Annotated in this window: 28 protein-coding genes; 12 read left to right on the top strand and 16 right to left on the bottom strand. The window is 42.0% G+C overall.

What is annotated here, in order from left to right:
- Positions 1-317 precede the first annotated feature (317 nt).
- The 3 genes from LC048_RS20075 to LC048_RS20085 all read left to right on the top strand — a co-directional run bounded on the left by LC048_RS20075 (position 318) and on the right by LC048_RS20085 (position 2,428).
- Positions 318-995, top strand: coding sequence for a sensor histidine kinase (locus LC048_RS20075; protein WP_306048605.1), 678 nt, complete (start codon positions 318-320; stop codon positions 993-995).
- Complete coding sequence (locus tag LC048_RS20080; RefSeq protein ID WP_306048607.1) at positions 970-2,007, top strand: methyl-accepting chemotaxis protein; 1,038 nt, start codon at positions 970-972, stop codon at positions 2,005-2,007. Before LC048_RS20075 ends, LC048_RS20080 begins: the two co-directional genes overlap by 26 nt.
- 244 nt (positions 2,008-2,251) lie before the next feature.
- Entirely contained in the window at positions 2,252-2,428 is a 177-nt protein-coding gene (locus tag LC048_RS20085) for a hypothetical protein (protein WP_226606884.1), read from the top strand.
- Between the two features lie 164 nt (positions 2,429-2,592).
- Here LC048_RS20085 and LC048_RS20090 read toward each other — a convergent pair whose 3' ends face one another.
- Positions 2,593-3,147, bottom strand: a complete 555-nt coding sequence (locus tag LC048_RS20090) for a hypothetical protein (RefSeq protein WP_226606887.1) — start codon at positions 3,145-3,147, stop codon at positions 2,593-2,595.
- A gap of 101 nt (positions 3,148-3,248) precedes the next feature.
- On the opposite strand from LC048_RS20090, the gene LC048_RS20095 reads away from it, so the two are divergent.
- Positions 3,249-3,842 (top strand): TetR/AcrR family transcriptional regulator, encoded by a 594-nt coding sequence (locus LC048_RS20095; protein ID WP_306048609.1) that lies wholly within the window; start codon positions 3,249-3,251, stop codon positions 3,840-3,842.
- Positions 3,843-3,912: 70 nt separating this feature from the next.
- Here the strand turns inward: LC048_RS20095 and LC048_RS20100 are convergent, their stop codons facing one another.
- The 10 genes from LC048_RS20100 to LC048_RS20145 form a co-directional block, all read right to left on the bottom strand.
- Positions 3,913-4,611: a SurA N-terminal domain-containing protein gene (locus LC048_RS20100; RefSeq protein WP_226606891.1), complete on the bottom strand. Its 699-nt coding sequence runs from the start codon at positions 4,609-4,611 to the stop codon at positions 3,913-3,915.
- Positions 4,612-4,955: 344 nt separating this feature from the next.
- A complete protein-coding gene (locus tag LC048_RS20105) occupies positions 4,956-5,459 on the bottom strand; it encodes a GNAT family N-acetyltransferase (RefSeq protein WP_226606893.1) in 504 nt (167 codons plus the stop codon).
- Between the two features lie 119 nt (positions 5,460-5,578).
- A complete protein-coding gene (locus LC048_RS20110; RefSeq protein ID WP_226606895.1) occupies positions 5,579-5,884 on the bottom strand; it encodes a hypothetical protein in 306 nt (101 codons plus the stop codon).
- A 136-nt stretch (positions 5,885-6,020) separates the two neighbouring features.
- Positions 6,021-6,977, bottom strand: coding sequence for an SDR family NAD(P)-dependent oxidoreductase (locus LC048_RS20115; RefSeq protein ID WP_226606897.1), 957 nt, complete (start codon positions 6,975-6,977; stop codon positions 6,021-6,023).
- A 291-nt stretch (positions 6,978-7,268) separates the two neighbouring features.
- Entirely contained in the window at positions 7,269-7,502 is a 234-nt protein-coding gene (locus LC048_RS20120) for a hypothetical protein (RefSeq protein WP_226606899.1), read from the bottom strand.
- A gap of 93 nt (positions 7,503-7,595) precedes the next feature.
- Positions 7,596-8,603, bottom strand: a complete 1,008-nt coding sequence (locus LC048_RS20125) for an HAAS signaling domain-containing protein (RefSeq protein WP_226606901.1) — start codon at positions 8,601-8,603, stop codon at positions 7,596-7,598.
- Positions 8,590-8,949 (bottom strand): PadR family transcriptional regulator, encoded by a 360-nt coding sequence (locus LC048_RS20130; protein ID WP_226606902.1) that lies wholly within the window; start codon positions 8,947-8,949, stop codon positions 8,590-8,592. The genes LC048_RS20125 and LC048_RS20130 overlap by 14 nt, the downstream gene beginning before the upstream one ends.
- 194 nt (positions 8,950-9,143) lie before the next feature.
- Positions 9,144-9,422: a hypothetical protein gene (locus LC048_RS20135; RefSeq protein WP_226606905.1), complete on the bottom strand. Its 279-nt coding sequence runs from the start codon at positions 9,420-9,422 to the stop codon at positions 9,144-9,146.
- Positions 9,423-9,532: 110 nt separating this feature from the next.
- Positions 9,533-9,727 (bottom strand): hypothetical protein, encoded by a 195-nt coding sequence (locus tag LC048_RS20140; protein ID WP_371931938.1) that lies wholly within the window; start codon positions 9,725-9,727, stop codon positions 9,533-9,535.
- Between the two features lie 69 nt (positions 9,728-9,796).
- Positions 9,797-10,246: a toast rack family protein gene (locus LC048_RS20145; protein ID WP_226606908.1), complete on the bottom strand. Its 450-nt coding sequence runs from the start codon at positions 10,244-10,246 to the stop codon at positions 9,797-9,799.
- Between the two features lie 292 nt (positions 10,247-10,538).
- Between LC048_RS20145 and LC048_RS20150 the strand changes: the two genes are divergently transcribed.
- Complete coding sequence (locus LC048_RS20150; protein WP_306048613.1) at positions 10,539-11,261, top strand: TspO/MBR family protein; 723 nt, start codon at positions 10,539-10,541, stop codon at positions 11,259-11,261.
- A gap of 308 nt (positions 11,262-11,569) precedes the next feature.
- On the opposite strand, the gene LC048_RS20155 is transcribed toward LC048_RS20150, so the two are convergent.
- Entirely contained in the window at positions 11,570-11,815 is a 246-nt protein-coding gene (locus LC048_RS20155; RefSeq protein ID WP_226606913.1) for a YuzF family protein, read from the bottom strand.
- Between the two features lie 219 nt (positions 11,816-12,034).
- Between LC048_RS20155 and LC048_RS20160 the strand changes: the two genes are divergently transcribed.
- Both LC048_RS20160 and LC048_RS20165 read left to right on the top strand, forming a co-directional pair.
- Entirely contained in the window at positions 12,035-12,565 is a 531-nt protein-coding gene (locus LC048_RS20160; RefSeq protein ID WP_226606916.1) for a GNAT family N-acetyltransferase, read from the top strand.
- A 984-nt stretch (positions 12,566-13,549) separates the two neighbouring features.
- Positions 13,550-15,433 carry a M48 family metallopeptidase gene (locus LC048_RS20165; protein WP_306048615.1) on the top strand — a complete coding sequence of 628 codons (1,884 nt, stop codon included), beginning with the start codon at positions 13,550-13,552 and terminating at the stop codon, positions 15,431-15,433.
- A 71-nt stretch (positions 15,434-15,504) separates the two neighbouring features.
- Here LC048_RS20165 and LC048_RS20170 read toward each other — a convergent pair whose 3' ends face one another.
- Complete coding sequence (locus LC048_RS20170) at positions 15,505-16,698, bottom strand: TolB family protein (protein WP_226606960.1); 1,194 nt, start codon at positions 16,696-16,698, stop codon at positions 15,505-15,507.
- 324 nt (positions 16,699-17,022) lie between these two features.
- Here LC048_RS20170 and LC048_RS20175 point away from each other — a divergent pair, with 324 nt between their 5' ends.
- Entirely contained in the window at positions 17,023-17,907 is an 885-nt protein-coding gene (locus LC048_RS20175) for a carbohydrate kinase family protein (protein ID WP_226606921.1), read from the top strand.
- Here LC048_RS20175 and LC048_RS20180 read toward each other — a convergent pair.
- Complete coding sequence (locus tag LC048_RS20180) at positions 17,885-18,139, bottom strand: hypothetical protein (RefSeq protein WP_306048618.1); 255 nt, start codon at positions 18,137-18,139, stop codon at positions 17,885-17,887. The two genes, LC048_RS20175 and LC048_RS20180, sit on opposite strands and share 23 nt — an antisense overlap.
- Before the next feature lie 596 nt (positions 18,140-18,735).
- Here LC048_RS20180 and LC048_RS20185 point away from each other — a divergent pair.
- Positions 18,736-19,131: a VOC family protein gene (locus LC048_RS20185; RefSeq protein ID WP_226606922.1), complete on the top strand. Its 396-nt coding sequence runs from the start codon at positions 18,736-18,738 to the stop codon at positions 19,129-19,131.
- A gap of 134 nt (positions 19,132-19,265) precedes the next feature.
- Here the strand turns inward: LC048_RS20185 and LC048_RS20190 are convergent, their stop codons facing one another.
- Positions 19,266-21,320 carry a DUF4179 domain-containing protein gene (locus tag LC048_RS20190; RefSeq protein WP_226606963.1) on the bottom strand — a complete coding sequence of 685 codons (2,055 nt, stop codon included), beginning with the start codon at positions 21,318-21,320 and terminating at the stop codon, positions 19,266-19,268.
- Between the two features lie 211 nt (positions 21,321-21,531).
- Positions 21,532-21,735 (bottom strand): hypothetical protein, encoded by a 204-nt coding sequence (locus LC048_RS20195; protein WP_226606925.1) that lies wholly within the window; start codon positions 21,733-21,735, stop codon positions 21,532-21,534.
- 279 nt (positions 21,736-22,014) lie between these two features.
- Between LC048_RS20195 and LC048_RS20200 the strand changes: the two genes are divergently transcribed.
- The 3 genes from LC048_RS20200 (at position 22,015) to LC048_RS20210 (ending at position 24,506) form a co-directional block, all read left to right on the top strand.
- The gene (locus tag LC048_RS20200) at positions 22,015-23,241 is read left to right on the top strand and encodes an NAD(P)/FAD-dependent oxidoreductase (RefSeq protein WP_226606928.1); all 1,227 of its coding nucleotides are present in this window, start codon (positions 22,015-22,017) and stop codon (positions 23,239-23,241) included.
- Positions 23,242-23,404: 163 nt separating this feature from the next.
- The gene (locus LC048_RS20205) at positions 23,405-23,734 is read left to right on the top strand and encodes a PadR family transcriptional regulator (RefSeq protein WP_226606930.1); all 330 of its coding nucleotides are present in this window, start codon (positions 23,405-23,407) and stop codon (positions 23,732-23,734) included.
- A 4-nt stretch (positions 23,735-23,738) separates the two neighbouring features.
- A complete protein-coding gene (locus LC048_RS20210; protein ID WP_226606932.1) occupies positions 23,739-24,506 on the top strand; it encodes a DUF1129 family protein in 768 nt (255 codons plus the stop codon).
- The last annotated feature ends 141 nt before the right edge of the window (positions 24,507-24,647 follow it).

Consider the following 24,647-nt stretch of genomic DNA (forward strand, 5'->3'; position numbering starts at 1 on the left):
ATTTTTTGAGTACAGCAGCCAAAAAAGTTCCCCTGCCCTGCATCATTTCACGTAATTTCCGGGTCCACTAGCTCCCTCCTCATTCTAAAGATGAATTCACTTTATAAACATATTAGAACTTCCATCCTTCACTGAAGATGCATTTCAGAAATCATCTATAACCCCATCAGCACACTATAAACACGATAAAGTTTAGGATTGCCCTCCACTGTTGCAAAATAGAAAAATTATCCTTACAAAACCTTAACATTCTATTTACAATGCCTCTGTATACTTAATTTAATAGGTCGATAGTATCATAATTGGAGGTAATCATTTTGAAGTTTACAACGAGGCTTTCATCTTTCACCCTTGGCACTCGCCTGCTGCTCTTGTTCATCTCTTTGCTGATGGTTTCGGTTGTCACTGTGGGTGTCAGCTCATATATGAAAGCGAGAAATATGGCTGTTGAAACGATCGAGCACCGTCTTGAAAGAGAAGCGGAATTAATAGGATACATAGCCGAGAATTTAAAATTCGTCTACGTCAGTGACGATGATTATTTCAGACAGCAGCTGGAGGCCAATGTCCGCTCACAGCAGGATAAGCTTAAGGATGAAGGTATTGCTTCTGAATTCTTCTATATCAGCGAAGGAAAAGCTTCTCCCTTCAACGTAAGCAAAAACTCTAAGTATAACTTTTCTGACAACCAGATCAAATCCATCCAACAGTCCAAGAACGGAGTGACCCATTTCGAATTCAATGGTCAGGACTATACGATGGCATTCAATGAAATGAAAGAAATCGACGGAATTTATGTCATCGTGATTCCGACCAGTACATATATGGGGCCTGTTAATGAAATGGCCTCCTTTACACTCGTTGTCATCTTAATCAGTCTATTAGCTTCGACGATGTTGATCAGCTTGTTCGTTAAAAAACTGACGAAGCCATTGAATGAGCTTAGAAACACAATGAAAAAGGTACGTGATGGACATCTGCAAGGTGCTCCCTGACATACATACCTCTATTCCGGAAATCAACTCACTGCAAAAAAGCTACAACAGCATGATTGAGCAGATGGTGAAAATGGTCACCGAACTGACGGCAACAACAAAAGAATTAGGATATACCGGAAATGAATTGAAGGATTCTTCTCAAAGCTCACTGGCAAGCAGTCAGCAGCTTGTCGCTGCAATCCATCTTGTCAAAACGGGAGCACAACAAACCGCGGCCAGCTCTGAGACAAGCGTTCGAAGCTTTATAGATATGAGGGATATGATTGAAGCCATGGTAACGAATATGGACAGTGTGTTCAGCAGTTCGGCCACAATGAACGCATCAGCACGGAATGGAGAAGAAACACTGGGGAAATTAATCTCAATGATTCACTCTTTTGAGACCGACTTCAAACAATTAGCCAGTACAGTCCATCAGGTTAAAGACTATTCCCATTCGATTACCAAGCTTGTTGGCATGGTAAAAGCGATTGCCGACCAGACAAAGCTGCTCGCACTCAATGCCTCGATTGAAGCAGCACGCGCCGGGGAAGCTGGCAAAGGCTTTGCTGTTGTCGCTAATGAAGTCGGCACCCTCGCCGAACAATCGGCGAAAACGGCTGAGGAAATAACCCGGGCCATCGGTAAAATGGAGAAAATCACAATCGGAGCAACAGCGGAATTTGATGAGATGCACACGAAAATTAACACAAATCTATCAATGGCCAGCAGCTCACAAACTTCCTTCGATGAACTGATGAATGGGATTTCCGCCGTAAGCACCAAGCTCCACTCTATGCAAGGAGAATTGGAAAACCTTGAAAACACACTGCCGCAATTAGCTGAAGGAGCCGATAGCTTCTTATCTGTTTCACAGGAAACCCTGGCAAGTGCAGAAGAAATGCTCTTGGCAAGCGAGGTCCAGGTCGAACGGATGGAAGCCACAGATGCAATCGGTATGAAGTTAAATAGCCTCGCCGAGTCATTATCCAAGATTACCAGCCAGTTCCGTCTTGAAGGTAAAGCCTGATCTACAGTGATCAGGCTTTTCTTGATGAATATGCATGTATTTGTCCAGTAGAAGAGCCCTATCGGACAATCGGATGGCTGAAGACACAAAATGTGTCCGATAGAATTCTGCTATTGCCCGCATCGACATCTAAACCAGGACTGGACCCTGCAGTTTTAAAAAAGTCTTAATAAATCACCTGCACCTTCTTAATATCCTCCATTTATTCTAGTATTAATGTTTTAATCTAAAGGAGGATTCACGAATGCAAAGCAATCTTTCTACAGAAGAACAAGCGAAATTAAAACATTTGAAGTTACAATTAATGAATGCCCAAAACCAAGACGAGCGCCATTCCATTCTGAAAGCTATCGAACAATTGCTCAACAAAGCGAAGTATCGGAACAGATTCATGTCGACATTAAAGGATAACCAGAATTGAGTACAGTTTTTTTGGGGAGGGACACAAGAACGATTCTTGCGTCCCTTTCTGTTATCGAACTAAAAGAATTACGGATTATGTTCTCCTTAATGCTCCGACTATATTTTTTATTCCGGTTACCGATAATGGAAGATGAACCGTCCCTATACTCCTCTTGTTTTCCATCATCCAACTCTGCTTGTGGTTTTATCTTTTTTCGGCCAAATGAAGTAGCTTGTTGTTATCGCTGTATCTATGACGAGTACAAGACCCCATACTTTTAAAACAGAGAAAAGGCTCTCAGTCTTTGAAGGATCATTGATTAGGAAAATAATCAGTCCAAGCATGCTGCCGCCAATAAGAAACGCAGCATAGTGGCGGAGGAGGTTTTTCCCTTCGTTCCGTGAAAATTCCATTCCGCTCAAGCGTTCAGGCTTTTCTCCTGTTCTTAAAATATAATATCGGAAACGTGAATCCGCCCAGTCGATCATGCTTTTTCCATAGGCAAGCGAAACACCTATATAAATGGCCGCAATTCCATGAGCGATGGTTGCCGTCGCACCGCGGTACAAATCATAACTTGTCAGAGCCAATAGCAACAGATCGACCACTGGTGTTAGAGCAAAGAAAAGGATACTAAGCGTATTTTTATTAAAAATATACCGAGTGACAAGTCCCAGTATAATGACAATCCAAAACGCGATTTCACAGGCAACAATCATCCATGCAATATAATTCAATTGAATTCCCCCTTTTTAATACGTTTGTATTAAAAAGATAACACAAAATGTTTAAATAGCACAACTGTATTAAATAAACTTTTTTATGTTAAAATAAGAACATGCCAAAACATGTTGACCACGAAGAAAGAAGACAAACTATTGCAAGTGCCACCTGGAAAGTGATTGCTGAGAAGGGTGCGGAAGCAGCAACAGTCCGAACCATTGCAGAGGCTGCAGGATTATCACTGGGTGCACTACGTTACTATTTCAAAACCCAGGATGAATTAATCGGATTCACATTGGAACTCGTGAAGGAGCGAGTTCAGCAAAGGATTCAGCGGATTCTTGAACAGCAGCTTCCCCCCGCAGAATCAACCCTGCGCATTCTGTTGGAAATGATTCCTCATAACGAGGAAACATATCAGGAAATGTCCGTTTGGTTCCAATTCATGAACGGAGTTAGGCAGCGGATATTCTCCCCGGAATCCGATGATATGCTGCAAGGGATCACCCTCATGATGACGCAATTGGAGCAACATGACCTTCTTAAAAACGAGCTGGATATGGAGGTGGAGATTGAACGATTACGGGCTGTGGTCGATGGACTAGCCCTTCATGCCATGATTTCTCCAGAAAAGTACACAGAGGAAAAATTGATACGGATCTTGAAGACGCACCTCAATGAAATCTTTGCCGCGAGTGAAAAGGACTAACTCAATAAAAAAAGGAACCAATCAGAGCCTTCTGCCTGATTGGTTCCTTTGTTTCTTGTGAGGATCATCCCTATGCCTCGATGATCTTAATTTTATCTTCATTCTCTTTGCGGAGATCTTCAATCAACTTGCTGATTTTTTCATTTTCTTTTTCAGAGATAACCTGCTGCTCGAGTTGTGGCTTGATCTTTTCTAATTCTTCGGGCTCTTGTTCTTGGACTTTAGCTAGCTCTTTATATTGATCATAACTAGCCTGGATTTCTTCATCGGTTACTTCTACTTTGCCAATCTTGCTGTCCAGATATTTATTGACTGTCAGTTGCTTTTTCAGCTGGCTCTTGAGCTCTTTCACGGTTATTTCGTTCTTTTTCAATGCTTCTTCAAACTGTTTTTCATCTTTGAAGTTGGTTTTGATCTTTTCCAGCTCTGCATCGATTTCTTTTTCTTCAATCGAGATGCCGTCCTTCTCAGCTATCTGGAGAAGCAGCTCGGCATTGATCATTTGATCCAGGACCGACTTTTCGAGTTCTTTCTTCATCTTGCTGTCCATCTGATCTTCCGGCATGCCCTGTTGTTCATAAGTTGCCTTCATGCCCTCCAGCTCTCTCTCATATTGCTGCTTGGAAATGCCTTCCCCATCTACTGTCGCAACCAAATCCTCTTTATTTTCTTTCTCAGTATTCCCTTTTGAGCTATCATTGCTGCATGCGCCCAGCACAAGAACGGCAATGCTCAAAATGAAAATGCCTGTTAAAATACGCTTCATCATCAGAAACTCCCCTTTCACATAACTTGTCCGTCATATTATCACATTACTCGAAATAAAATGGAAGTTTTAAATAAATTGTTATCAGATTGAAATATATTTGGTACGCGAAATTCAATCACAAAAAACTATATTATCCAATCCGACACTAATGGAAAAAAAGAAGCACAGGGAACGTCCCCGCACTTCATTCAAGAGAAAACCTTCTCTATATCAACGATGAACTTGTTGATAATAGTTGATTTTATAGAGCCTTTATCTTTGGCTACGTCATGCAGTTTGAATTTGTTATTTTCATCTAACACAATGCCCTCAGCGCTTCTACATGCAGAATGGGTTATCAGAATTTAAGGATTCCCCATTATCCTACTTCTTCTTTCCAATATGATCGTATCACGCCATACCCCATCCATCTTTCCTATCCGTTCCCGCCGTCCCATTTCTCTGAAGCCATGATTTTTATGTAATTTAATACTTGCTTCGTTTTCAGGGAATATGCTAGATTGCATTGTCCAGAAACCATTCTGCTCGCTAATTTCAATCAAGGACTTCAAAAGAAGACTGCCTATGCCTTTCCCACTATGTTGTTGACTAACATACACACTGACTTCTCCAACACCTGCATACACACTCCTGCTTGATACAGGACTTAACGCAGCCCAACCCATAACATCCCCATCTAAACGCGCGACAATCCGACATTCCCCATTATGACCGAGATCCCATTCCTCCCAGTAAGGTGCCTCCTTTTGGAAAGTTGCATGTCCAGTAGCAATTCCCTCTAGGTAGATTGAATGTACTTTTCCCCAATCATCTGGGAGCATTTTATTTATTTTAATAGAACCTTCCATAATGTCCACCCGCTCACCCTTGATAACTAGCAACTAACAGATAAAACCTATTTCATCATCGGTCAATAATTTTTTAACAGTTTGAATAGGGGTTCTTGCATCTCGACCAACAGATTCCGCTAACCTTCACCATAGTATTCAGCAAAGTGTAAAAACCCAATTTTCCTTACAAGATAATTTCTAAGTTCACCTTGAGTAGCTTTTTCAATTGGCGGTTTTGTCAGTGTGTACGCCTTAGCGTTCAATTCAGCAAATTTCTCTTTGTCCACTTTGTTATGATATTCATCTTGAATCACCCCTGATAAAATCGCAGCTTTTGGATATCCCATTATAAAAACATGTGTTTTCAAAGCCATAGTAGGTGTTGAATGCAATAGAATAAAAACAACGACCAAAGCTGCTATAATGATAATTTTTATTCTCAAAAAGCTTCCCCTCATTCAATTGTAATGTCAGAACCTTCATTTTTAATCAACTATCCTTAAAGACACTTCAAATAAATTCTACACGAGAGGCTCTAATCCCTCCTTAGGAAAGCACAGGGACGTACCCTTTGCTTCCCTATACCCTGCTTAAAGAATCGCTCGTCAGGCTGACACACAGATTCCAGACTCTCTCGATATTCTCCGGATTGTCTGCATATTTTGGATATACATTCTGATCCATTAGTTGCTTGATATCCTGTGCCAGTCCGGCGGAATATTGTGATGGCTTCATCACCTTTCTTTTATCGTTGATGAATTTGCCTGTCATATTCTTGAACTCTTCGGAAGTGCATATGTGGAAATAGGTGTCGGCCATTGTTTCACGAGGTGCGCTGAATACATTCTGAATCCTTGCCGCGAATTTCCAGCCTGATTGAAATTTTCCAATGGTTTCTTTCGATAGTTTAATAGCAGAAATTTGCACGGCATTGACGCTGATTCGGTGTCCTTTCAATTCTTCGGCCATTTTAAATGTCATCAGCAACAAGGCCATTTTTGTATCTCCGTAAAACTTATATGTCTTGAATGGCCGTTCGTTCTTGAATTCTCCTTGAAGGTTGTCGAACTCAATCTTCCTTTTCGGATCGAAAAAATGCCTGATATTGGTCGTGCATGCATGTAGGACTCGAGCATCCTCCGATTTTTCAAGCATACTAACCAATTGCCTGGTGAGCAGGAATGGGCCAACTGTATTCGTGGCAAAAGAAAGCTCGATGCCATCCTGGCTTAGCAAGTAGTTTTTCTCCCCATGATTTAAATAAGCCGCGTTGTGAATCAGAATGTCCAGTTTTGAATATTTATCTTTGAGCACTGTGGAAAATTGATGGATGGATTGGAATGAAGAAATGTCTAGCTGCAGTAAATCAATATGAGGATTCTTGGTTGCTTCAATTATTTCCTGCTGGGCGATTTTGCTTCTCTCAAGGTTCCGGCAAGCCATTACGACGGTGTACCCCTCATTCGCAAACTTGATGGCTGCCGCCTTGCCAATACCAGAATTCGCTCCTGTAATTACCACAATTTTATCGTTCATAAGAACCTCCTATGTAAAAAGAATCACTCTCTTTATAATAACTTATGTTCGCCTATTTGAGCTTCTATGGCAGAGATATTTTCCAACCCCTCACAAAGAGAGAAAACAAAGAAGCCCAATGTGCGTCCCCGCGCTCTATCCTCCTCCTGTAACGCCAAACCCTTTTACTTGATTAAATAAAAAAAAGGCGCTAATCCTCCCCGGATCACGCCAGTTTACTGATCATTCTCATCAGTGAATATTTTAAGAGCTCCAAATATCATCACAATCGGAATCACGACTAATACTAATCTAAGCACATAGATTTCGAGGATAAGACTTACGACTGCAAAAAGGGATTGCAATCATGGAAGCCATCGCTATGAACCTTGTATAGCGAATGGCTTTATTCGATATTTCCGGTTCCTCTTTATACATCCAGCGACTCCCAAACAGGATACTTTCTTCAGGTTCAAAATAAGTCCAAATCAACAAGCCATAGATCGGGACCATAATAACCACGGTAAAAAAAATCGTTGCTGCCACAATGCACCTCCCTGAGAATTCAGCGTTGGACCCTATCTAATGTTACGCTTATACTTCGAAAAGGTTTCATTTTAAGAAGCAACGTCCCGTGGTTCATTTCAAATATGCCTTATAAAATCCGGATACTGTATCGATGATCAAAACAATCGTAAACCCAATCACGACCCATGCTTTTGATTGCATCCAGATCGTTTTTATCAGATCGTACGTATCCTGGTTTAAATCGGCTTTGCTCACCTGGTTCAACTCTTGCATAAAGTCAGGGTTCCAGATCGCCTGATCGTTAAATAAGAATGCTACAAGTACCAAGGTGACTGCATTCAGAATCAAATTATATAACGCTAGTTTTTTCGTCCATTTTCCGATGATCAGCTTTAATCCTTCTTTTAAAATCCCAATCACCGTGATGACATAGATGATATTGATGAATTGTTCTATGCGCTCTCCATTCAGAAACGGAATAACGTTTACTAGTTCTCCATCTTCAAACATCATGACTCCAAATACGTGACTGGAAGAGTAGAGGAAGACAAGAAATAGGATTGAAAAAACAATTCCCGTGATTGCCTCGCCGCGTTTAATCCGTTTTTTCTGATCCGGAACCGGTGGAAGATATGACGGTGACCATTTTTCACTTTCTTCAGCGATTCCTGCTTTTGGTGCGACCCCTTTATATTGAGCGATCGCAAATCCGACTGTTATCCAAACGAACGCCTGCATGCTGGCGCTGACTACCGATGTAACATAACCGAAAATATGCTCAACTACTGAGCGTGGTTCAATCATGTATTCAATTATGAACACGACACTCATGGCGACCACCAAAGCAAAGAAGACAATCTTCAGTACAGTTATATATGGATGAAAGAGTTCTGGTCCGATCAAGTACCTTTTAGATCCGCGGTACTTTTCAGCTAAGTCCTTCGGGTGGCCCAGCTCAAGCAGCACACTTTCCACATCCTCTTGAGCAACCGGACCGCCATTTGTCCTTTCCCCAAGCATGTCTTCAATCAAGCCCCTTAATTCCATCGCGATATCTGCTCTCTGAGACTGCGGAAGCCTGTGGGTTACAGCATAAATATACTTCTCAATCATTTCCATGTTCAGTTCCTCCCCCATTAATCAGCCCCTCCATACTTGAGGCCATCTTCTTCCATTCATCCAGCAGCTTTATATAAACGTCTTTTCCAAGAGCACTAAGCAAGTAAAATTTCCGGGGCCTCGCTTCATTTGTATCCCATTCACTAATCAGCAGTCCCTGCTTTTCCAGCCTTCTAAGCAAAGGATATAAGGTCCCCGCTTCCACCTGAACCCCTTTTTCCGCCAGTATTGTAACGAGGGAATATCCATACTGAGGTTTTTCAAGCTGGCTCAATACAGCAATCGTAATCGTTCCCCTTCGCAATTCCTGCAGCAATTTATCGACCATTTCATTCACATTGCTCATTGTATCAACTCCTACTCTCAGTATAGTGTATGTCGTACAGTATTGTAAATGATACATTATTATCCCGAAAAATATTTACAGTGGATTTTTCTTAATCAAACGTTTGATTAAAGAGGGTGGAGACGTTACCAATCCTGACTTTTATAAAAAAAAAACGTCCAGAGCCCGAAAGCCCTGAACGTTAATATTTTAAATCAAATAAAAAAGCCGCTTATAATTGTATAAGTAATTATCCCCAAGAAAAGCATTGGCGGCAATGCACTAATAATCAACCCAAACCTCGCCCCTCTTTTAGTAAAAGAGAGAACAGCACCAACTAACCATATTAAAATAAACACAAGGAATCCAGGGTCAACAAAATAATCATCACCAAAGTTTTCCCCAATTGCCCCTGCTGCCATAAAAATACTGATTGGTATTGTAATAGCGCCCATTAAGCCTAGGTGAATGATTCTAAATATCTTAAATCTCAAGATTATCCCTCCTCGCATTAACTTTACCATAAAAATCCAAAAAGGGACGGATCCGCAGTCCTCAATTCTTTACGAATTATGAAGTGCTGAAACCGCCCCTTATAACCGAGTTATTTTTCCGTTTTAAATGTTACTTCGCCGACACCCAAGTCTACGTCCAGATCAATCTTTACTTTTGCATCTTCGTAGGCTTCATTTACATAGACGCCATCTCCTTTTGAAATTAAGTTTTCAAAGGATGAGGAGCCTATGCCTTTTTGCGAGCGTACTCTTATTCCTGTATCTTTTGGAAGGATGACGGTCATTTTTCCTACTCCCGATGAAATACGGACATCAAAGCTTTCTTTCCAGTCTCCTCCGAGATCGACGGTTATTTAACCAACACCTGCGTTCACTTCCAGGTTGGAAAGCTGAATGCCTTTCAAGTCCAAATCGGTGTCTGATGCCCCTGCGTTAACGACAAGGTCCACTGGAACCTCTTCGCTTATTCTCAGATCCCATTCATTTTTCATCTTTCCGAGTTTAAAGTGGTCTGGCTGAGCAATCTCCACTTTGCCGACTTTCCCATTCAAATCATATGAGACTTCCGGTTTCATTTTTTCAGGCTCATAGACAGCGTTGCCGTTCACCCATTCATCTGCATCGCCCGCAACATCCATTTTCCCGGCGCCAAAATTTAGAACAATCTCAAGCTCTTTTGCTTTATCCTTCTCAACAAAGATTTCATCGTCTTTTTCATCACTGGCAAAAATCGTATTATTGCATCCCGAAAGTAACAAAACGGCTGATAATGCTGCCACACCAAAACCCATCACTTTTTTCATTTCATTTCGCCTCCAATTGATTATAGGTTAATCATAAGGCACTCCCCATTTTCCTTTAACAGGCTGAGGCTTTAACTTTAATCAGCCTTCAGACCTATATATGGAATATATTAGGACAAAGGATGATTCATAATAGATGTCCCACAACCATTAAAACTCAAGAAATAAGGTATGACGGTATTCCCAACACATTTGAATGTTTATCCCCTTGCACAGAGGCTAAATGTAGTTATGCACTTTAGTGAAGTGGAATACTATGAATAAACTACTAAAATGAAAGAGAGGAATGAGAATGGGACGTTTTATTTTGAATCTTGTTGCCACGTTGCTCGTCGTGCTGGTCAATGCGCTTGCGAATATCCTTCCGATCAACGGGCAGACGACGGGGGAAATATCTGATAGACTGGATGTTTTGTTCACTCCGGCTGGATATGTTTTTGGGATATGGGGATTGATTTATTTCTTATTGTTTATTTGGACAATCAGGCAGTTTCCCTCTTCAAGGAGGAATTTGCCGATTTACGAAAAAGCTACTCCCCTTTATTTACTGAGCTCAGTCCTTAATATCGCCTGGATCCTTTTATGGCATTACGAGTTTTTCCTGCTGACGGTATTGGTGATGATTGGTTTGCTGCTGACTCTCATCAGGCTTTATCATGTCATTAAAAATGAAGACCATTCGTTTTGGGACCTACTCCCCTTTTCTGTCTACCTCGGCTGGATCAGCGTCGCCACCATTGCCAATATCAGCTATTACTTGAAGTATATAGACTGGAATGGCTTCGTCCTTTCAGATGTCACCTGGACAATAATCATGCTCGTGGTCGCCACACTCCTGGCTATTTATTTTCACCGAAAAAATGAAGACTTTATCTATCCGCTTGTATTCGTCTGGGCTTTGATCGGAATCGGCGTAGAAAATGCTGCCTCCCACCCAATAGTCAGCACCACTTCCTATGTCCTGTCCGCAGTCATTTTCATCATGGTTTTTTTCAGGCTATTGAAGAAGCGCTGATTTCGGACAGATTTCGGATCCAATTGGCGAATCTGAAGGCAATCTTTTGGGCATTGATGTCTTCAGCAGCGCCGGACCATCAAGTTTGCAACGCAAAATAGGATTTAAGTTATGGATCCCTTCCAAACCTTAAACCCTCGCATAAAAACAGAACGGTTTCATCCATTCTGCGCAACAAAACCTTACAATAAGACAATATTCTATTCAGTATTAAAGATTATGTATTGAAAAAGCAAAGGAATTCAGTTCCCTTTGCTTTTTTTCATCGCAGATCAATAGCTGGTCTCAGTGTCTTCTAAAAATCCTTATTAAGACTCCGGCATAATCCAGACGATTTCACGGATCCGGACAAAAAAGCTGGAATCATGCTCCTGGATCACCACATGGTCCGGCTTGGCATCCCTAACCATTCCGCTAACGGAACCTCGTGTTGTATCGAGGACCACTCTTTTTCCGATAAGATTATAAAGAGCTGCATACACATACGGCTCAACCACCACCACATTCATTGGTCCGCTTTGTGTTCCCTGTGAATACATTCCATTGTGCATCATATTTTCTCTTCTCCCTCCAGGCAGGTGACCATTTATTCATGTTCATTCTATGACCAGCAAGCTCGGCTTGTTCCCTCCGGCCAACAGCTCAGGAGACACAGGGATATCGGGAAAGAGAACAGTAACAGCAATTAGCCTTCAAGAGGCGGGGTTTTGGTTATCAAGCAATGATGGATTGCGATATAATTCCATAAGAACCCTGTTAAGAGAGGAAGTTGGATGATGCCAATCCGTTATGAGCTTATTCCTGATGATCAGATTAGCCTGGTAAAAGATCTTTGCAATGAGTTGATGATCTATCAAAAGTCACTAGCCACTTTTCGCCCCGAGCTCTTTGATGGCATGAGTTTTGAAACCAGAATGATCCCCTCGGTTAAAAACGCGAAGGCGAATCATATCATTGCCGCGATGGATGGCGATGAGATTGTCGGATACGTGTATAGCAATGTCTCGCCAAAAGAAGTGTATTCAAGTGCTTTTGCTACTTTCTTTGCTATGGAATCCGTAAAAGGAAGTGATGTCGGCTGCCTTTCGCAATTTTATATAAAAGAAGGCTACCGCAGCATGGGCATCGGGTCGGTACTGTTTGAAAAATCCAAGGAATGGCTAGATTCCCTGGATGACATTCAAGACCAATTCATCTATGTATCCAACGGCAATGATGCCGCCCTGAACTTTTACAAAAGTAAAGGCTTTAAAATAAGCCATCAAATTCTGGATGGATTTATTACGGTTCTTAGAAATACATAATTCAGGGTATCGTACCCTTATGTGGACACAAACAACTGCATAAGGGTATCGTTCTTCCCTTATCGTATCCTTATGTGGTCACAAACAGCTACATAAGGGTATCGTTCTTCCCTTATCGTATCCTTATGTGGTCACAAGCAGCTGCATAAGGGTATCGTTCTTCCCTTATCGTACCCTTATGTAGTCACAAGCAGCTGCATAAGGGTATCGTTCTTCCCTTATCGTACCCTTATGTGGTCACAAACAACTGCATAAGGGTATCGTTCTTCCCTTATCGTATCCTTATGTGGTCACAAACAGCTGCATAAGGGTATCGTTTTTTCCTTATCGTATCCTTATGTGGACACAAACAACTGCATAAGGGTATCGTTCTTCCCTTATCGTACCCTTATGTGGTCACAAGCAGCTGCATAAGGGTATCGTTCTTCCCTTATCGTACCCTTATGTGGACACAAACAACTGCATAAGGGTATCATTCTTCCCTTATCGTACCCTTATGTGGACACAAACAACTGCATAAGGGTATCGTTCTTCCCTTATCGTACCCTTATGTGGTCACAAGCAGCTACATAAGGGTATCGTTCTTCCCTTATCGTATCCTTATGTGGTCACAAGCAGCTGCATAAGAGTATCGTTCTTCCCTTATCGTACCCTTATGTGGACACAAACAACTGCATAAGGGTATCGTTCTTCCCTTATCGTATCCTTATGTGGTCACAAACAGCTGCATAAGGGTATCGTTTTTTCCTTATCGTATCCTTATGTGGACACAAACAACTGCATAAGGGTATCGTTCTTCCCTTATCGTACCTTCGAATAACCCCAAGTCCAAGTTTCTATTGGAAATTAACGCGATTTATACGCAAATAAAAGTATAATTTCCTCAATCTCTAATATTTTAATATTTTCCAATAAAAAACATCTTTTAGCAATAACTTCCTCCCTGATATAATACTATCGATCACTTAATAAAGGGGAATGAGAATGACAGTTCAAGAGTTTGAAAAGTTGGTAAACAAGCTTGAAAAGCAGGCTTCTGCTAACCCGAAGCTTTACAGGTTCAAGGTCATCATGCTTACTGGACTTGGTTTTGGTTATGTTGCATTGTTTTTGTCGTTGTTTTTATTTTTGATGACCATTTCAATTGCCATGATTGCTGATGGGAATTTTACCTTTGGAAATGTGAAAGTTCTGCTCTTGACGGGAACTCTGTCATTCTTCATTATCAAGGCCTTGATTGTGAAAATGGAAATGCCAGAAGGGTATTACCTGCAACGGGAGGAAGCTCCAAGGTTGTTCGAGATCATCGACACACTGCGCCTTAGATTGAACGCCCCGCCTATTGATGCAATTGTACTTGATAGTGAATTTAATGCCTCCGTCGCACAAATTTCAAGCTATGGTATGTTCGGGAAAAAGCGAAATGTCCTTGCCATTGGAATTCCGCTTCTATCCACACTTTCCCAGCAACAGTTTACTGCTGTGCTTGCTCATGAGCTTGCCCATATCTCTAATTCTGACACTGCCCTCGGCGCGAGAATATACCGTCTGCGAATGAGCTGGAGCTGTCTATTGCATTCATTGGAGGAAAACGAACAATTCGGCACCTTCATCTTTAAAAAATTCTTCCAATGGTTTTATCCGAGGTTTGACGCCTATACATTTGCGATGGCAAGGCAGGAAGAATACGCTGCAGACCGTTCGGCAGCCTTAGCAACATCCTCGCCGGCGATGGGCGAAGCATTGACGCTGATCTCTGTGGCAGCTCCATATTACTACCGTGATTTTTACAGCGAGCTGTTTGAAGAATGTGCGAAGACGAACAGTGTTCCTCAACCATATTCGAATTTCACTGAGAAGTTCCAGTCACTTAGTGAACAAAAATCAGCCGAATATTTCAATGAGCAGCTGGCTGAGGAAAGTTATATGACAGACACTCACCCGTGTTTAAGGGACAGACTTGCTGCATTGGCAATAGAAGCCGAAGTGCCGGAAAAGCCAAAAGAATCTGCACTGAACTATTTCCTGGCATTCCCAGGTCGAGTGATCAATGACTTTAATAAAATGTGGGTCGACTACAATCAGGATAGCTGGAAAGAAGAAATTGAAAACTTTAATGATTCAAAGCAACGATACGAGGAATTAACCAACAAACAAGTTGCCAACCTTGAAGAATTGCTGGAAAAAGCCTATTTGACAGTCGAGTTCAATAGCCTGGAAGCAGCAATTCCTTTGTATGAGGAGATTGCTGAGAAGCATTCGGAAGATCCGCAAACTGCAGGGGCACTGTTGACTTTAGCTGAGCATTATCTGGAATCTAGGGACACGGCGGAAAAAGGAATTCGATTGATCCACCTTGCTATGTCCTACGATTGGGAATTGCGCCTGCCAGCGCTTGACCTATTATGCGGTTACTATTATGAGACTGAACAAAGCGAGTTATTTGAAAACACGAGAGAAGAGCTGGAGAAGTGGGAGGAAATCGTGGAAGCTTCCAATGTGGAGTGCGATTTTATCCAGCCAAAAGACCACTTTATCACTCATGACAAAGATAGCAGAGAACTACTCGCCGGCATAAACCAGCTTGCACAATACAAGGAAATTACAACTGCTTATCTCGTACGAAAGCAACTCGCTTCGATTCCAGAGCGTAAGCAGTATGTGCTTGGACTTGACCTGTCACTTCCGAAAAGTACAGATCTGGATGAAGCTGAAGAGGCTTTATATGAAAAATATATCAATGGTCTTGGAGAGTTTGAGGATACTTGCGTCATCATTCTTAATGACAAGAAGGATCTGCGAAAAAGCATGCTAAGCGTGGAAAATTCTCTGATTTATTCTGTATCCGATAAAGAACAAGCATCTTGATGACTGAAGCAGCGAAGCCATTTGGGCTCGCTGCTTTTTTTGGTTAAGGGAACTTTACAGTATTGAAGAAGTCATTGCTTCTCTTTTACAATGAAAAATTCCGGGGCTGAATCAACATTCTTAATCCACCTATACTCCTCCCCGTTCAATCCCTCCATCACCCACACATCTCCCTGCTCATCATTGGGATTTTTTCGAAACCAGGTAAGATTTCGACCAGCCACTTGCGGATCTATATCAAGTTCATTCTTTTTCGGAAAAGCGATTTGTTTTTGCTCCTCGGTTTTGATATTGATTGCATACAGAGCTGTGTACATCGTTGGGACCGGCCCTTCTGTCCATTCCTTGTTTTCTTTTGCACGGGCGACGATTACTTGATCCTGCGAGTACCATTCCAGATCAAGGTCTACGAAACCCGCTGGTGTGTAATCCTTCTGCTCCTTAAATATCGGTATATCCGCAATTTTGGTTTTCTTGTTTTCAACAAAAAATCTTCCTTCGCCTGAAATATAAGCCAGCTGGTTAGAGGAGGGAGCCCACTTCACCCAGTCCTTGTACCCCAGCATTTTACCGACTGACTGAAATTGTTCTCCTTGGTTTGACAGGACACACAAGGTTTGGCTATCCATCGACCAGGAAGCTGTAGGAATCAGAATGAAACTGACCCATTTTCCATCATGACTCCATTTGAAATAGTCCGCATCGATACCAAACAAGTCTGGCTCATGTGTTTGGATCGTATAGAATTGCTGCATTTTTTCCTTTGCGAGATTCGCATGGACCGGGACCTTATACAGCGGGACTGGTCCCCAGCCGGTAGGACGCAAACTGGATTGCGAGGAAACAATGAAATCTTCGCCATTCGGAAACCACGCAAACCCGCTTACCCCCAGTGCAACATTCTCGAAACCTTGCGGACGGCCATCCTTTACTTTTGTCACGTTCAGTAATCCATGATCACTGTAGGCTAATTGATTTTTTACCGGTGACCACTTAAAATCTGATGCTTCAACCCTGGTATAAGGCTGATAGCTTTCTTTAGCCTTCGTATCATAAATGAATAAATCCGATTTACCTCCTTGTTCATCTCCATCAATATAGGCAATGAAACGCCCATCATAAGACCATTTCGGCGAATATACATACCGCCCTTTTGTTATTTGCGTTTCCTGTTCCCCATCTTTGATCCAAAGCTGATGGTCGCGGACAAACGCAGCCGTGAGCGGGACTTCAGCACTTACTTCCAATGGTAAAAGAAAATGCATGAAAATTAGCAGGACAATCCACGTATTCTTCAAAAAACATCCCTCCTGATAGTAGGATGTCCGGATGTTAATCGAAGATTCCTTATTGTAGGATGCTTCTGCTTTCAAAGTGATGCATACCCTGTTTTTTATTTGATGCTTCCCCTGCTTCCTATGTGATGCATTCCTTACTTTCAATGTGATGCATTCCTTACTTTCAATGTAATGCATTCCTTACTTTCAATGTGATGCATTCTCTGTTTCCCATGCAGCTGAAATAGCTGTTAAAATATTCGTAAAATACTTAAGATGTCCGTTCTTTGCAGTGACGAAAGGAGCCACATATTGAAAAAGCCAGGAATTATATCACTAGGTGAACCAATAGTTGACTACATCTCATTCGATTCATCAAATACAACCTATGAGCGTTTACTGGGAGGAGCGACTGTTAATGTAGCCGTCGGAGTCAGCCGACATGGCATTCCCTCGTATTATTTATGCAAACTGGGAATGGATGAAACAAGTACATTTGTAGAGGGAGAATTGCAAAAGGAGAATGTTGATCTATCCTTTTGTTCCTATCATCCAGATAAAAAAATCTGCTGTGTTTATATTCATTCGAATCAGCATGGAGAACGCTATTTCCATGCGTACTTAAACGAAACTCCTGATGAGTGGATTGCCTCTGTAGAACTCGATAAAAAGCCGTTCGCGGATCATAGAATCTTTTACTTTGGGTCTGGCACTCTTTTTCATCCAATCGCAAGAAAAACAACTGAACAAGCTCTTCAATATGCCAAAGAAGAGAATTTGCTAATAGCCTTTGATGCGAATATCCGGCTGAAACGATGGGAAAGCGAGAATCAGTGCAGAGAAACGATTCTTTCTTACATTAGACAGGCAGATATCGTAAAAATGACCGAGGATGAATGGCTATTTTTAACCGAAGATAAAAGTTTGGAACACCTCACAAAAATGGATATCCCTTTCCTTTTTATCACAAAAGGAAAAGACGGAGCGTCTGCCATTCATAATCATGCGTTGGTGCACGTTCCCGGAATCCCGGTGAAAGCGGTAGATACAACCGGTGCCGGCGACGCATTCATGGCCGCCCTCCTATCATGTTTTCACGACAAAGGGATTCCTGAAAACGAAGCTGAATTGGTGGATTATACGGAGTTTGCAAATAAAGCCGGGGCGAGATCGGCTATGAAGTTGGGAGCATTATAAAGACAAAGGACGGTTTTCCCGTCCCAAATCCTGCTATTCCTTGGACACACAGTTTCCTCGTATCGAAACTGGAAAAAATCAACGAAAATTTCCAAGTCGCCAATAAAAATTGATTTTCGCCAATAAACAGCGCATTATCGCCAATAAAATTAATTTTTCGCCAATAAATCTTGAAAATCGCCAATAAAAATCTGAAATCGCTAATAAATACAGCACGCAGGTAGATTTTCAACAAAATTACCCGCTTTTAAAATAAAAATTTGATTACATTTAAATATATCGACCACTTTTCGCAATATATCGACCAACTCATAGAAAGTTAAAATCCTGATTCAAAACCGCTCATTAGAAGTGAATTCGAAATTGTCTAGGTTCACGGAATAAAATGGGAGCTTCTCCCCACACAATTCTCTTTTATCCGTTTAAATAGAGGTAAACAATCAGGAAGATGACTAGCCCAATCATGAAAACTGAACCAAGACTTGCGCTGAACACTACATAAACTTTTGTGTGGAGGATCACATGAACAATGAGAACTATAAGCAGACAAACAAGCAAAAAGATGAATAATTGTAGATTCTTATTCCTGTTCAAAAGATCAGCACCTTATAGTTTCAAATTATCGAAACCAGTAGTTGTCCATTTACATATTCTTTATATATTTTCTTTAATAGGATTTTATTCATGATTTCCTTTACCACCACTACGTGCAGAAGCAAAATTACTCAATGCATAAATCAACTGTACAACCCCATCATGAAGAAGGAGTGTCCAGCAGTTTTGTAGAAAATACATACAAGAAGATATTTTTATAATCAGGAGGTAATTATGGGTAGAGTAGTGCATTTTGAAATACATGTAGATAATATGGACCGTGCTAAAACGTTTTATGGTGAAGTATTTGGGTGGGCATTTGAAGATTGGAGCGAATACACTGGCATGCCTTATTTGGGGGCAGTGACTGGCAGTGAAGATGCGCTTGGAATTAACGGTGCCTTAATGCAGCGTCAAGGTCCGCCTCCAGAATCAAACCAGCCTTTGAATGGTTATGCATGTACAATGGGCGTAGAAGATTACGATGCGACTGAAGCTAAAATCCTTAATAATGGCGGCGTAGTAGCATTGCCAAAATACGCACTGCCTGGCATGGCGTGGCAGGGGTATTATAAAGATACAGAAGGAAATATATTTGGCATTCATCAACCAGATGTAAATGCAAAATAGAGTACTTCCGATAAGAAAAGGCACTTTAGTCGTGCCTTTTCTTATTTTTATTTCTTTATTTTCATAAGAACCCCTGACACGAACAAATAAAATGAAGGGACGGTTTTCCCGTCCCTCCTCAAAAAGCATTCATTTTATTCCTTATCTTGAGACATCTTAACCGCCCCCAGATCCCAAACTTCGTCCAAGTATTTTAGCGTGTTATAACCAGTGATCTGGAGCTTCATGGACTGTTCCTCAATGGCTTCTACTTTCATGGATTGTTCTGTGACGAAATGGCGTGGCTGCTCCAATTTCTCATAGTCGATTGGACCTTTATGCGGATCATATTCGACGCCGTCTTTATCGACGAGCACTCCTTTGGAATCCATATGGGTGATGTTAGGCTGATGACCATTTTCGTCCGTAAAATTAATGTGAAGAGATTCATATCCCTGACTTTCCAGATCTTCATTGCGTATAATAATCTCTGTAGACTGACCGGCTTTGGTCTTATCGATCCAGAGGGTGCTGCCTGCATACTGGATTGTCTGCGGGAAGGTCTGATTTCCGCTAAGTTCGATATTTTTATGATCTACAATCGATAGATAGATCGAGTCTAATTGGACTCTGAAATCTTTCACTTTCTCACCGTAAAGGGGATCAAAATAAGCTTGAAAACCAGTCCATCCATTGTCCGGCTGGTACTCCATAAAGTGGCTGCCATATCGCTCCGCCTCCACTTTTTCATTATTCACCTCCAGCGATTTAAAATTGAGGAAATCGATTCGCTTCTCCAGTTTTTCTGTATTGATGCTAAATTGTAAAAAGGTGGCAGTAGGGGCAACCATCAATTTTTCGAATCTGATCGCCACGCCCTCGAGCTCTCTTGGTTCATTGATTTCGTACTCAGTGACAGGCTGTTTAGTTACCGGGAACTCGAAGCTCCAGTAACCGTTTTTATATTCACCAGCTCTAAAACCATATGATCCCCCAGCTTCATTAGTCAATTCCTGAATTTTGGTGATTCTCAGTTTGACTTCACTCTGCTTTTCCTTAAGAGGTGGCAGTGCAAGCTTTCCATAAAAAACGTTTTTATTACTTTTGTTCATCTCCGCCTCGATATCGGGAAAAGAATAGCGCGGATAGGCGTCGCGTTTCATAATGTCAAATTCGTTCTCTACAGTCACCCCATCCTGAAAGTTCATGAAATATTGCTTGTCTTCCTTCATATCATGAATTTCATAGAAAACCAGCGTCTGGATGTCATCCGCCACCACGCCTTTGATTTTCACCTTCACCCCGTCACTTTCCGCTTCAAGATTCAGTCTCTGACCAAAACCCTCCTGGAGAAAAGCTCGAAGATGCACATCATCTTCTGTCCATGCATAATAGACCTTTGGGAATGCACCGGTAATGAAGCCGATTGCCATAATGAAAGCAAATGCACTCGCAAAACCAAGCGCCAATTTTTTGCGCTTTTTAGTCTTCTGCATCCTATGTTCCTTCTTAGCTGCCAATCTTTTTCTCACATTTTCCATTAGTTCAGGGTGTACACTCAGGTCATTCCCTGCCTCAACATCATTCAGCCGAGTCATTGCGACTTCCTGGAAGCTCGCCAAATCCTCCTGACATTCTGTGCAGTTATAAAGATGGATTTCAAACTCAATCTTTGCCGGTCGTTCCATCGTTTTTTCCAGGTAATCGATATAATGCTCTTTGAACGGCTCACAGCCTTGATAGTCAGCTCCATCTATTTGTTTTCTGAGCGTCTGAATACCGGAAAATAATAAGTCCCTTATTTTTCCATACGGAACTTCAAGGAGCTGCGCAGTCTCATCCATGGTGAAACCTGTTATATATGTAAGAACCAGCGCTTCTCTTTCCAGTTGATTCAATCCAGCATACACTTCACGGTCCGGGTTCATCTCCCTTGATTCTTGCAGGCTTGGAAGCTCGCGGATGTTTTGAATAAAAATTGAAGTGACCCACATTTTGAACGGCAAATTCTCTTTATACCGTGGATACTCCTTATGCACCTTCAGGATCGACCTGTAAAAAAGCTCCTCCATCTGCTGCTGATTTTGAACAAAGTGTCGACCAAAACGATAGAAATATTCCTTATGCCCATCAAACCAATCCACGACTGACTGTATGCCGTTCTCTTGAATCGCTCCAATCGAGATTGGCTCCATTTTTTCCAGGATCATCAATGACTTCCCCCCCTAGGATTAGGGCTGTTCCCCCGCCTCCCAAAATTACAAACTCCACTATTCCTGCGACACAACAAATATATTAGAATAATCAGTTATTTTAAGAAAAGCGCAAGCGCCTTGGTCAGCCACGACAAGCGCTGGAGCTGGACACGAATCTAAGTCAAAAAATTTTATACTTTCTTATTCAGTAAACAAGACCGTGCCCTTAAGAGCAACAGGCCATTACCTTCTTCAAATCCTTCTTGCGAACCCAGATATCGCCTTCCCTGATTTCGTACTTTATCCCCGCTTCATCAAGACGCTGAATCTGGTTATCTGTCCTTTCAGTCCAGTAGGCAAACGGTTCATCCGTATTGCAAGCTGTTAGTGTGATCACTATAAAAAAGCTTAAGGCTAATTTTTTCCTCAAGACAACCACCTCTACCCTCAACGATACCACAAAATGGCAGATAGAGACATAGGAACTAGAGAGCTGTGGCTAAAATTCAGCGGAGAAAAAACACACCAATTTCCCTGCCGTAAAAAGAAAGGGCATCATACAACGGAGGGGTCAGCAAATACTCCTGTCTGCTTTTCCACCAACGGTTTGATTTTGCAAAAACAGGCTATTCCTTGGCGTGTAACTTGAATGAATGCCATAGCTTATCATGGAAATACTATTGATATCTTTATGAGCAGGGGGACAAGCATGAACTTAATGTCTGGTACATATTATTGGCCTGCCACTTTCCCTACTCCCCCCTCCTATCCACAGTTGGAAGACAATGTGGAATGCGATGTCCTGATCGTTGGAGGAGGAAGTTCAGCTTCGCAATGCGCCTACTATCTTGCGGATTCTGGATTGAAAGTGGCAGTCATTGAAAAAGGGAAGATTGGCAGCGGAAGCACGAGTTCGAATACGGCACTCATTCAGTATTCAGGGGAAAAAATGTTCACGAACCTCGTTAACTCTTTTGGAAAGGAGTATATTTCAAGACATTTAGAACTCTTGCAGGAAGCGATCGATGAAATAGAAGCAGCATGCAGGACAGTAGACATCAACTGCGAATTTAAAAGAAGAGACTCGCTATATTCGGCAAGTTGCAGTGAAGATGTGGAATCGCTGAGGAAAGAATATGAATTTTTAAAAGAGCAAGGTCTGAAGGTAGACTTTCTCAGCAAAGAAGAAATCGAGGAAAAATATCCGTTCAGCCGTGAGGCCGCCATCTATTCCTATGGTGATGGCGAACTTAACCCTTTCAAGTTCACCCATGCGCTGATAGACTACGCCGCTAAAAAAGGTGTACAAATCTTCGAAAACACCGAGATGAATGGACATCATGTGGATCCGCAATCAGGACGGGTGATTCTTACCACCACAGACGGTCGATCCATTTCGGCAGGCAAAGTCCTATTTGCGTGTGGCTATGAGGGAATCGACTTAAAGAAAGAAAAACAGGTTTCTTTCGTGAGTACGTATACCGTGACGACAAAGCCTGTTGCTGATTTGACGTTCTGGTACAACCAGACGCTTTTATGGGAAACAGCCAGGCCTTATCTGTATTTGCGGACTACAAGTGATAACCGGATTATCATTGGCGGTCTTGATGATAATACTCCCTATGCTGAGGACCGGGACAGTAAACTCATTCATAAGCGGGACAAACTGATTGAAGAATTCAACAAGATGTTTCCGTCCATCCAGGTAGAACCGGACTATTATTTAGCTGCCTTTTACGGGGGGACTGCGGACGGCATCCCGATCATCGGTAAGTATAAAGAATATCCAAACAGCTACTTCCTCATGGGATTCGGCGACAATGGAACCGTTTACAGCCAGATGCTTGCGAAAATCATAGCTGAAGAAATCATAACTGGAAACAGCCCCGACCTGAAGCTGTATCTAAACGACAGGCCGCTAGTTGCGAAAAAATAATCACGAAGACGCCTTTCCAGGAGAGAGGCGTCTTTCTGACTTCTTCCTTAACCCTTGCATTACAAGATAGCATATTGTATAGTAATGGTATATCTTGTAATGCAAGGTACTATTTTTTGCATCAAATACCTTGCAATACAAGTTACTGAAAGGAGCCTGTCAGATGGCTGATACGACGCAAATGCTTAAAGGGATTCTCGATGGATGCCTTTTGTCCATCATCAAAGAGGGCGAAATTTACGGATATGAATTAGCTGCCAAATTAGAGTCCTACGGCTTCCATTCTTTTAGCGAAGGAACGATATATCCCCTTCTGCTGCGAATGCAAAAGGAAGGTCTGGTGAGCACCACCTTAAGGAAATCGACTGCCGGACCGAAACGGAAATATTATTCATTGACGGAAAAAGGCGAGCTGGAATTGGAGCAATTCATCAACCGCTGGACACAATTGAGCTCCTCGGTGAACAATGTTTTGAATAAAAGGGGGAATTGACAGAATGGTTTCAAAACGAGCGGAACAATTTTTAGTAGAACTGCGGATGTACTTGATTTCAAAAGGAAAAAACGACAAGGAAATTAATGAAATTACCGAAGAACTTGAGGTTCATTTGATGGAGGCGGAGGCTGAAGGGAAAGATGTCAGCCACATCATTGGCTACAGCCCGAAGAATTATATGAAAAGCATTGGTGAATCCATGAAAACCGATTATCGCGAGCTCGCGGGTTTGGTTCCTTTGATGATCCTGCTGATTTCGGCCTATTTAAGTATCGGTCCTGCAATCGAAGGAACTTTTTCCGTATCACGAGGGACGATCTGGTTTGCGCTCATCATCACCACGGTAAGCTTCCTAGGCTATGGCTTGTTCTTGTTCAAAATAATGCCAAGATTCTTTCAATCTAGATGGGGGTATGTTTTTATTTTCTGCACCTCCCTGATTGTGACAGGATTAATGGTAGTCTTCATGTTTTGGTATAGAGCACAAAACTTCGAAGCCGTTTTCGTAGCAACGCCAGTGCAAAACAATCTGATTATTATCCTTTGTGCCGTCATTTTCATCGGTGCAGCTCTCTACACCAAAACCTGGTTCACCATACTGATTCCTTTATTTCTCTCTATGGGTCCGATTGCAACAAGACTCCTACCAGAAGAAACAAACAATGACCCGCTTTACATCACGATCACCATCCTAGTCTTTTTACTCGCATCAGCAGTGGCCATCGGCATCTTTATTTTTCAGAGCAAGAAAGATCAGAAAAAGATTTAACGTCTAAGAAAAGCGCAAGCGCCTTGTTCAGCCCCGACAAGCGCTGGAGGGGCCTGCCTGTGAAGTCGTTCTTTGACTTCATTGGCAGGACCGAAGCGACTCGAGGGGCTAGGCGCTGGAGCTGGACAATTCTCAAAGTGA

Source organism: Mesobacillus subterraneus (assembly GCF_020524355.2).
GTDB lineage: Bacteria > Bacillota > Bacilli > Bacillales > Cytobacillaceae > Mesobacillus > Mesobacillus subterraneus_C.

Coding starts and splice junctions, on each gene's coding strand:
- LC048_RS20205 (WP_226606930.1), top strand. CDS start 23,405: ATGGCTGATACGACGCAAATGCTTAAAGGGATTCTCGATGGATGCCTT.
- LC048_RS20155 (WP_226606913.1), bottom strand. CDS start 11,815: ATGATGCACAATGGAATGTATTCACAGGGAACACAAAGCGGACCAATG.
- LC048_RS20210 (WP_226606932.1), top strand. CDS start 23,739: ATGGTTTCAAAACGAGCGGAACAATTTTTAGTAGAACTGCGGATGTAC.
- LC048_RS20125 (WP_226606901.1), bottom strand. CDS start 8,603: ATGGAAATGATTGAGAAGTATATTTATGCTGTAACCCACAGGCTTCCG.
- LC048_RS20185 (WP_226606922.1), top strand. CDS start 18,736: ATGGGTAGAGTAGTGCATTTTGAAATACATGTAGATAATATGGACCGT.
- LC048_RS20140 (WP_371931938.1), bottom strand. CDS start 9,727: ATGACCGTCATCCTTCCAAAAGATACAGGAATAAGAGTACGCTCGCAA.
- LC048_RS20170 (WP_226606960.1), bottom strand. CDS start 16,698: ATGCATTTTCTTTTACCATTGGAAGTAAGTGCTGAAGTCCCGCTCACG.
- LC048_RS20165 (WP_306048615.1), top strand. CDS start 13,550: ATGACAGTTCAAGAGTTTGAAAAGTTGGTAAACAAGCTTGAAAAGCAG.
- LC048_RS20085 (WP_226606884.1), top strand. CDS start 2,252: ATGCAAAGCAATCTTTCTACAGAAGAACAAGCGAAATTAAAACATTTG.
- LC048_RS20100 (WP_226606891.1), bottom strand. CDS start 4,611: ATGATGAAGCGTATTTTAACAGGCATTTTCATTTTGAGCATTGCCGTT.
- LC048_RS20200 (WP_226606928.1), top strand. CDS start 22,015: ATGAACTTAATGTCTGGTACATATTATTGGCCTGCCACTTTCCCTACT.
- LC048_RS20160 (WP_226606916.1), top strand. CDS start 12,035: ATGATGCCAATCCGTTATGAGCTTATTCCTGATGATCAGATTAGCCTG.
- LC048_RS20115 (WP_226606897.1), bottom strand. CDS start 6,977: ATGAACGATAAAATTGTGGTAATTACAGGAGCGAATTCTGGTATTGGC.
- LC048_RS20145 (WP_226606908.1), bottom strand. CDS start 10,246: ATGAAAAAAGTGATGGGTTTTGGTGTGGCAGCATTATCAGCCGTTTTG.
- LC048_RS20130 (WP_226606902.1), bottom strand. CDS start 8,949: ATGAGCAATGTGAATGAAATGGTCGATAAATTGCTGCAGGAATTGCGA.
- LC048_RS20095 (WP_306048609.1), top strand. CDS start 3,249: ATGCCAAAACATGTTGACCACGAAGAAAGAAGACAAACTATTGCAAGT.
- LC048_RS20190 (WP_226606963.1), bottom strand. CDS start 21,320: ATGATCCTGGAAAAAATGGAGCCAATCTCGATTGGAGCGATTCAAGAG.
- LC048_RS20105 (WP_226606893.1), bottom strand. CDS start 5,459: ATGGAAGGTTCTATTAAAATAAATAAAATGCTCCCAGATGATTGGGGA.
- LC048_RS20080 (WP_306048607.1), top strand. CDS start 970: ATGGACATCTGCAAGGTGCTCCCTGACATACATACCTCTATTCCGGAA.
- LC048_RS20150 (WP_306048613.1), top strand. CDS start 10,539: ATGGGACGTTTTATTTTGAATCTTGTTGCCACGTTGCTCGTCGTGCTG.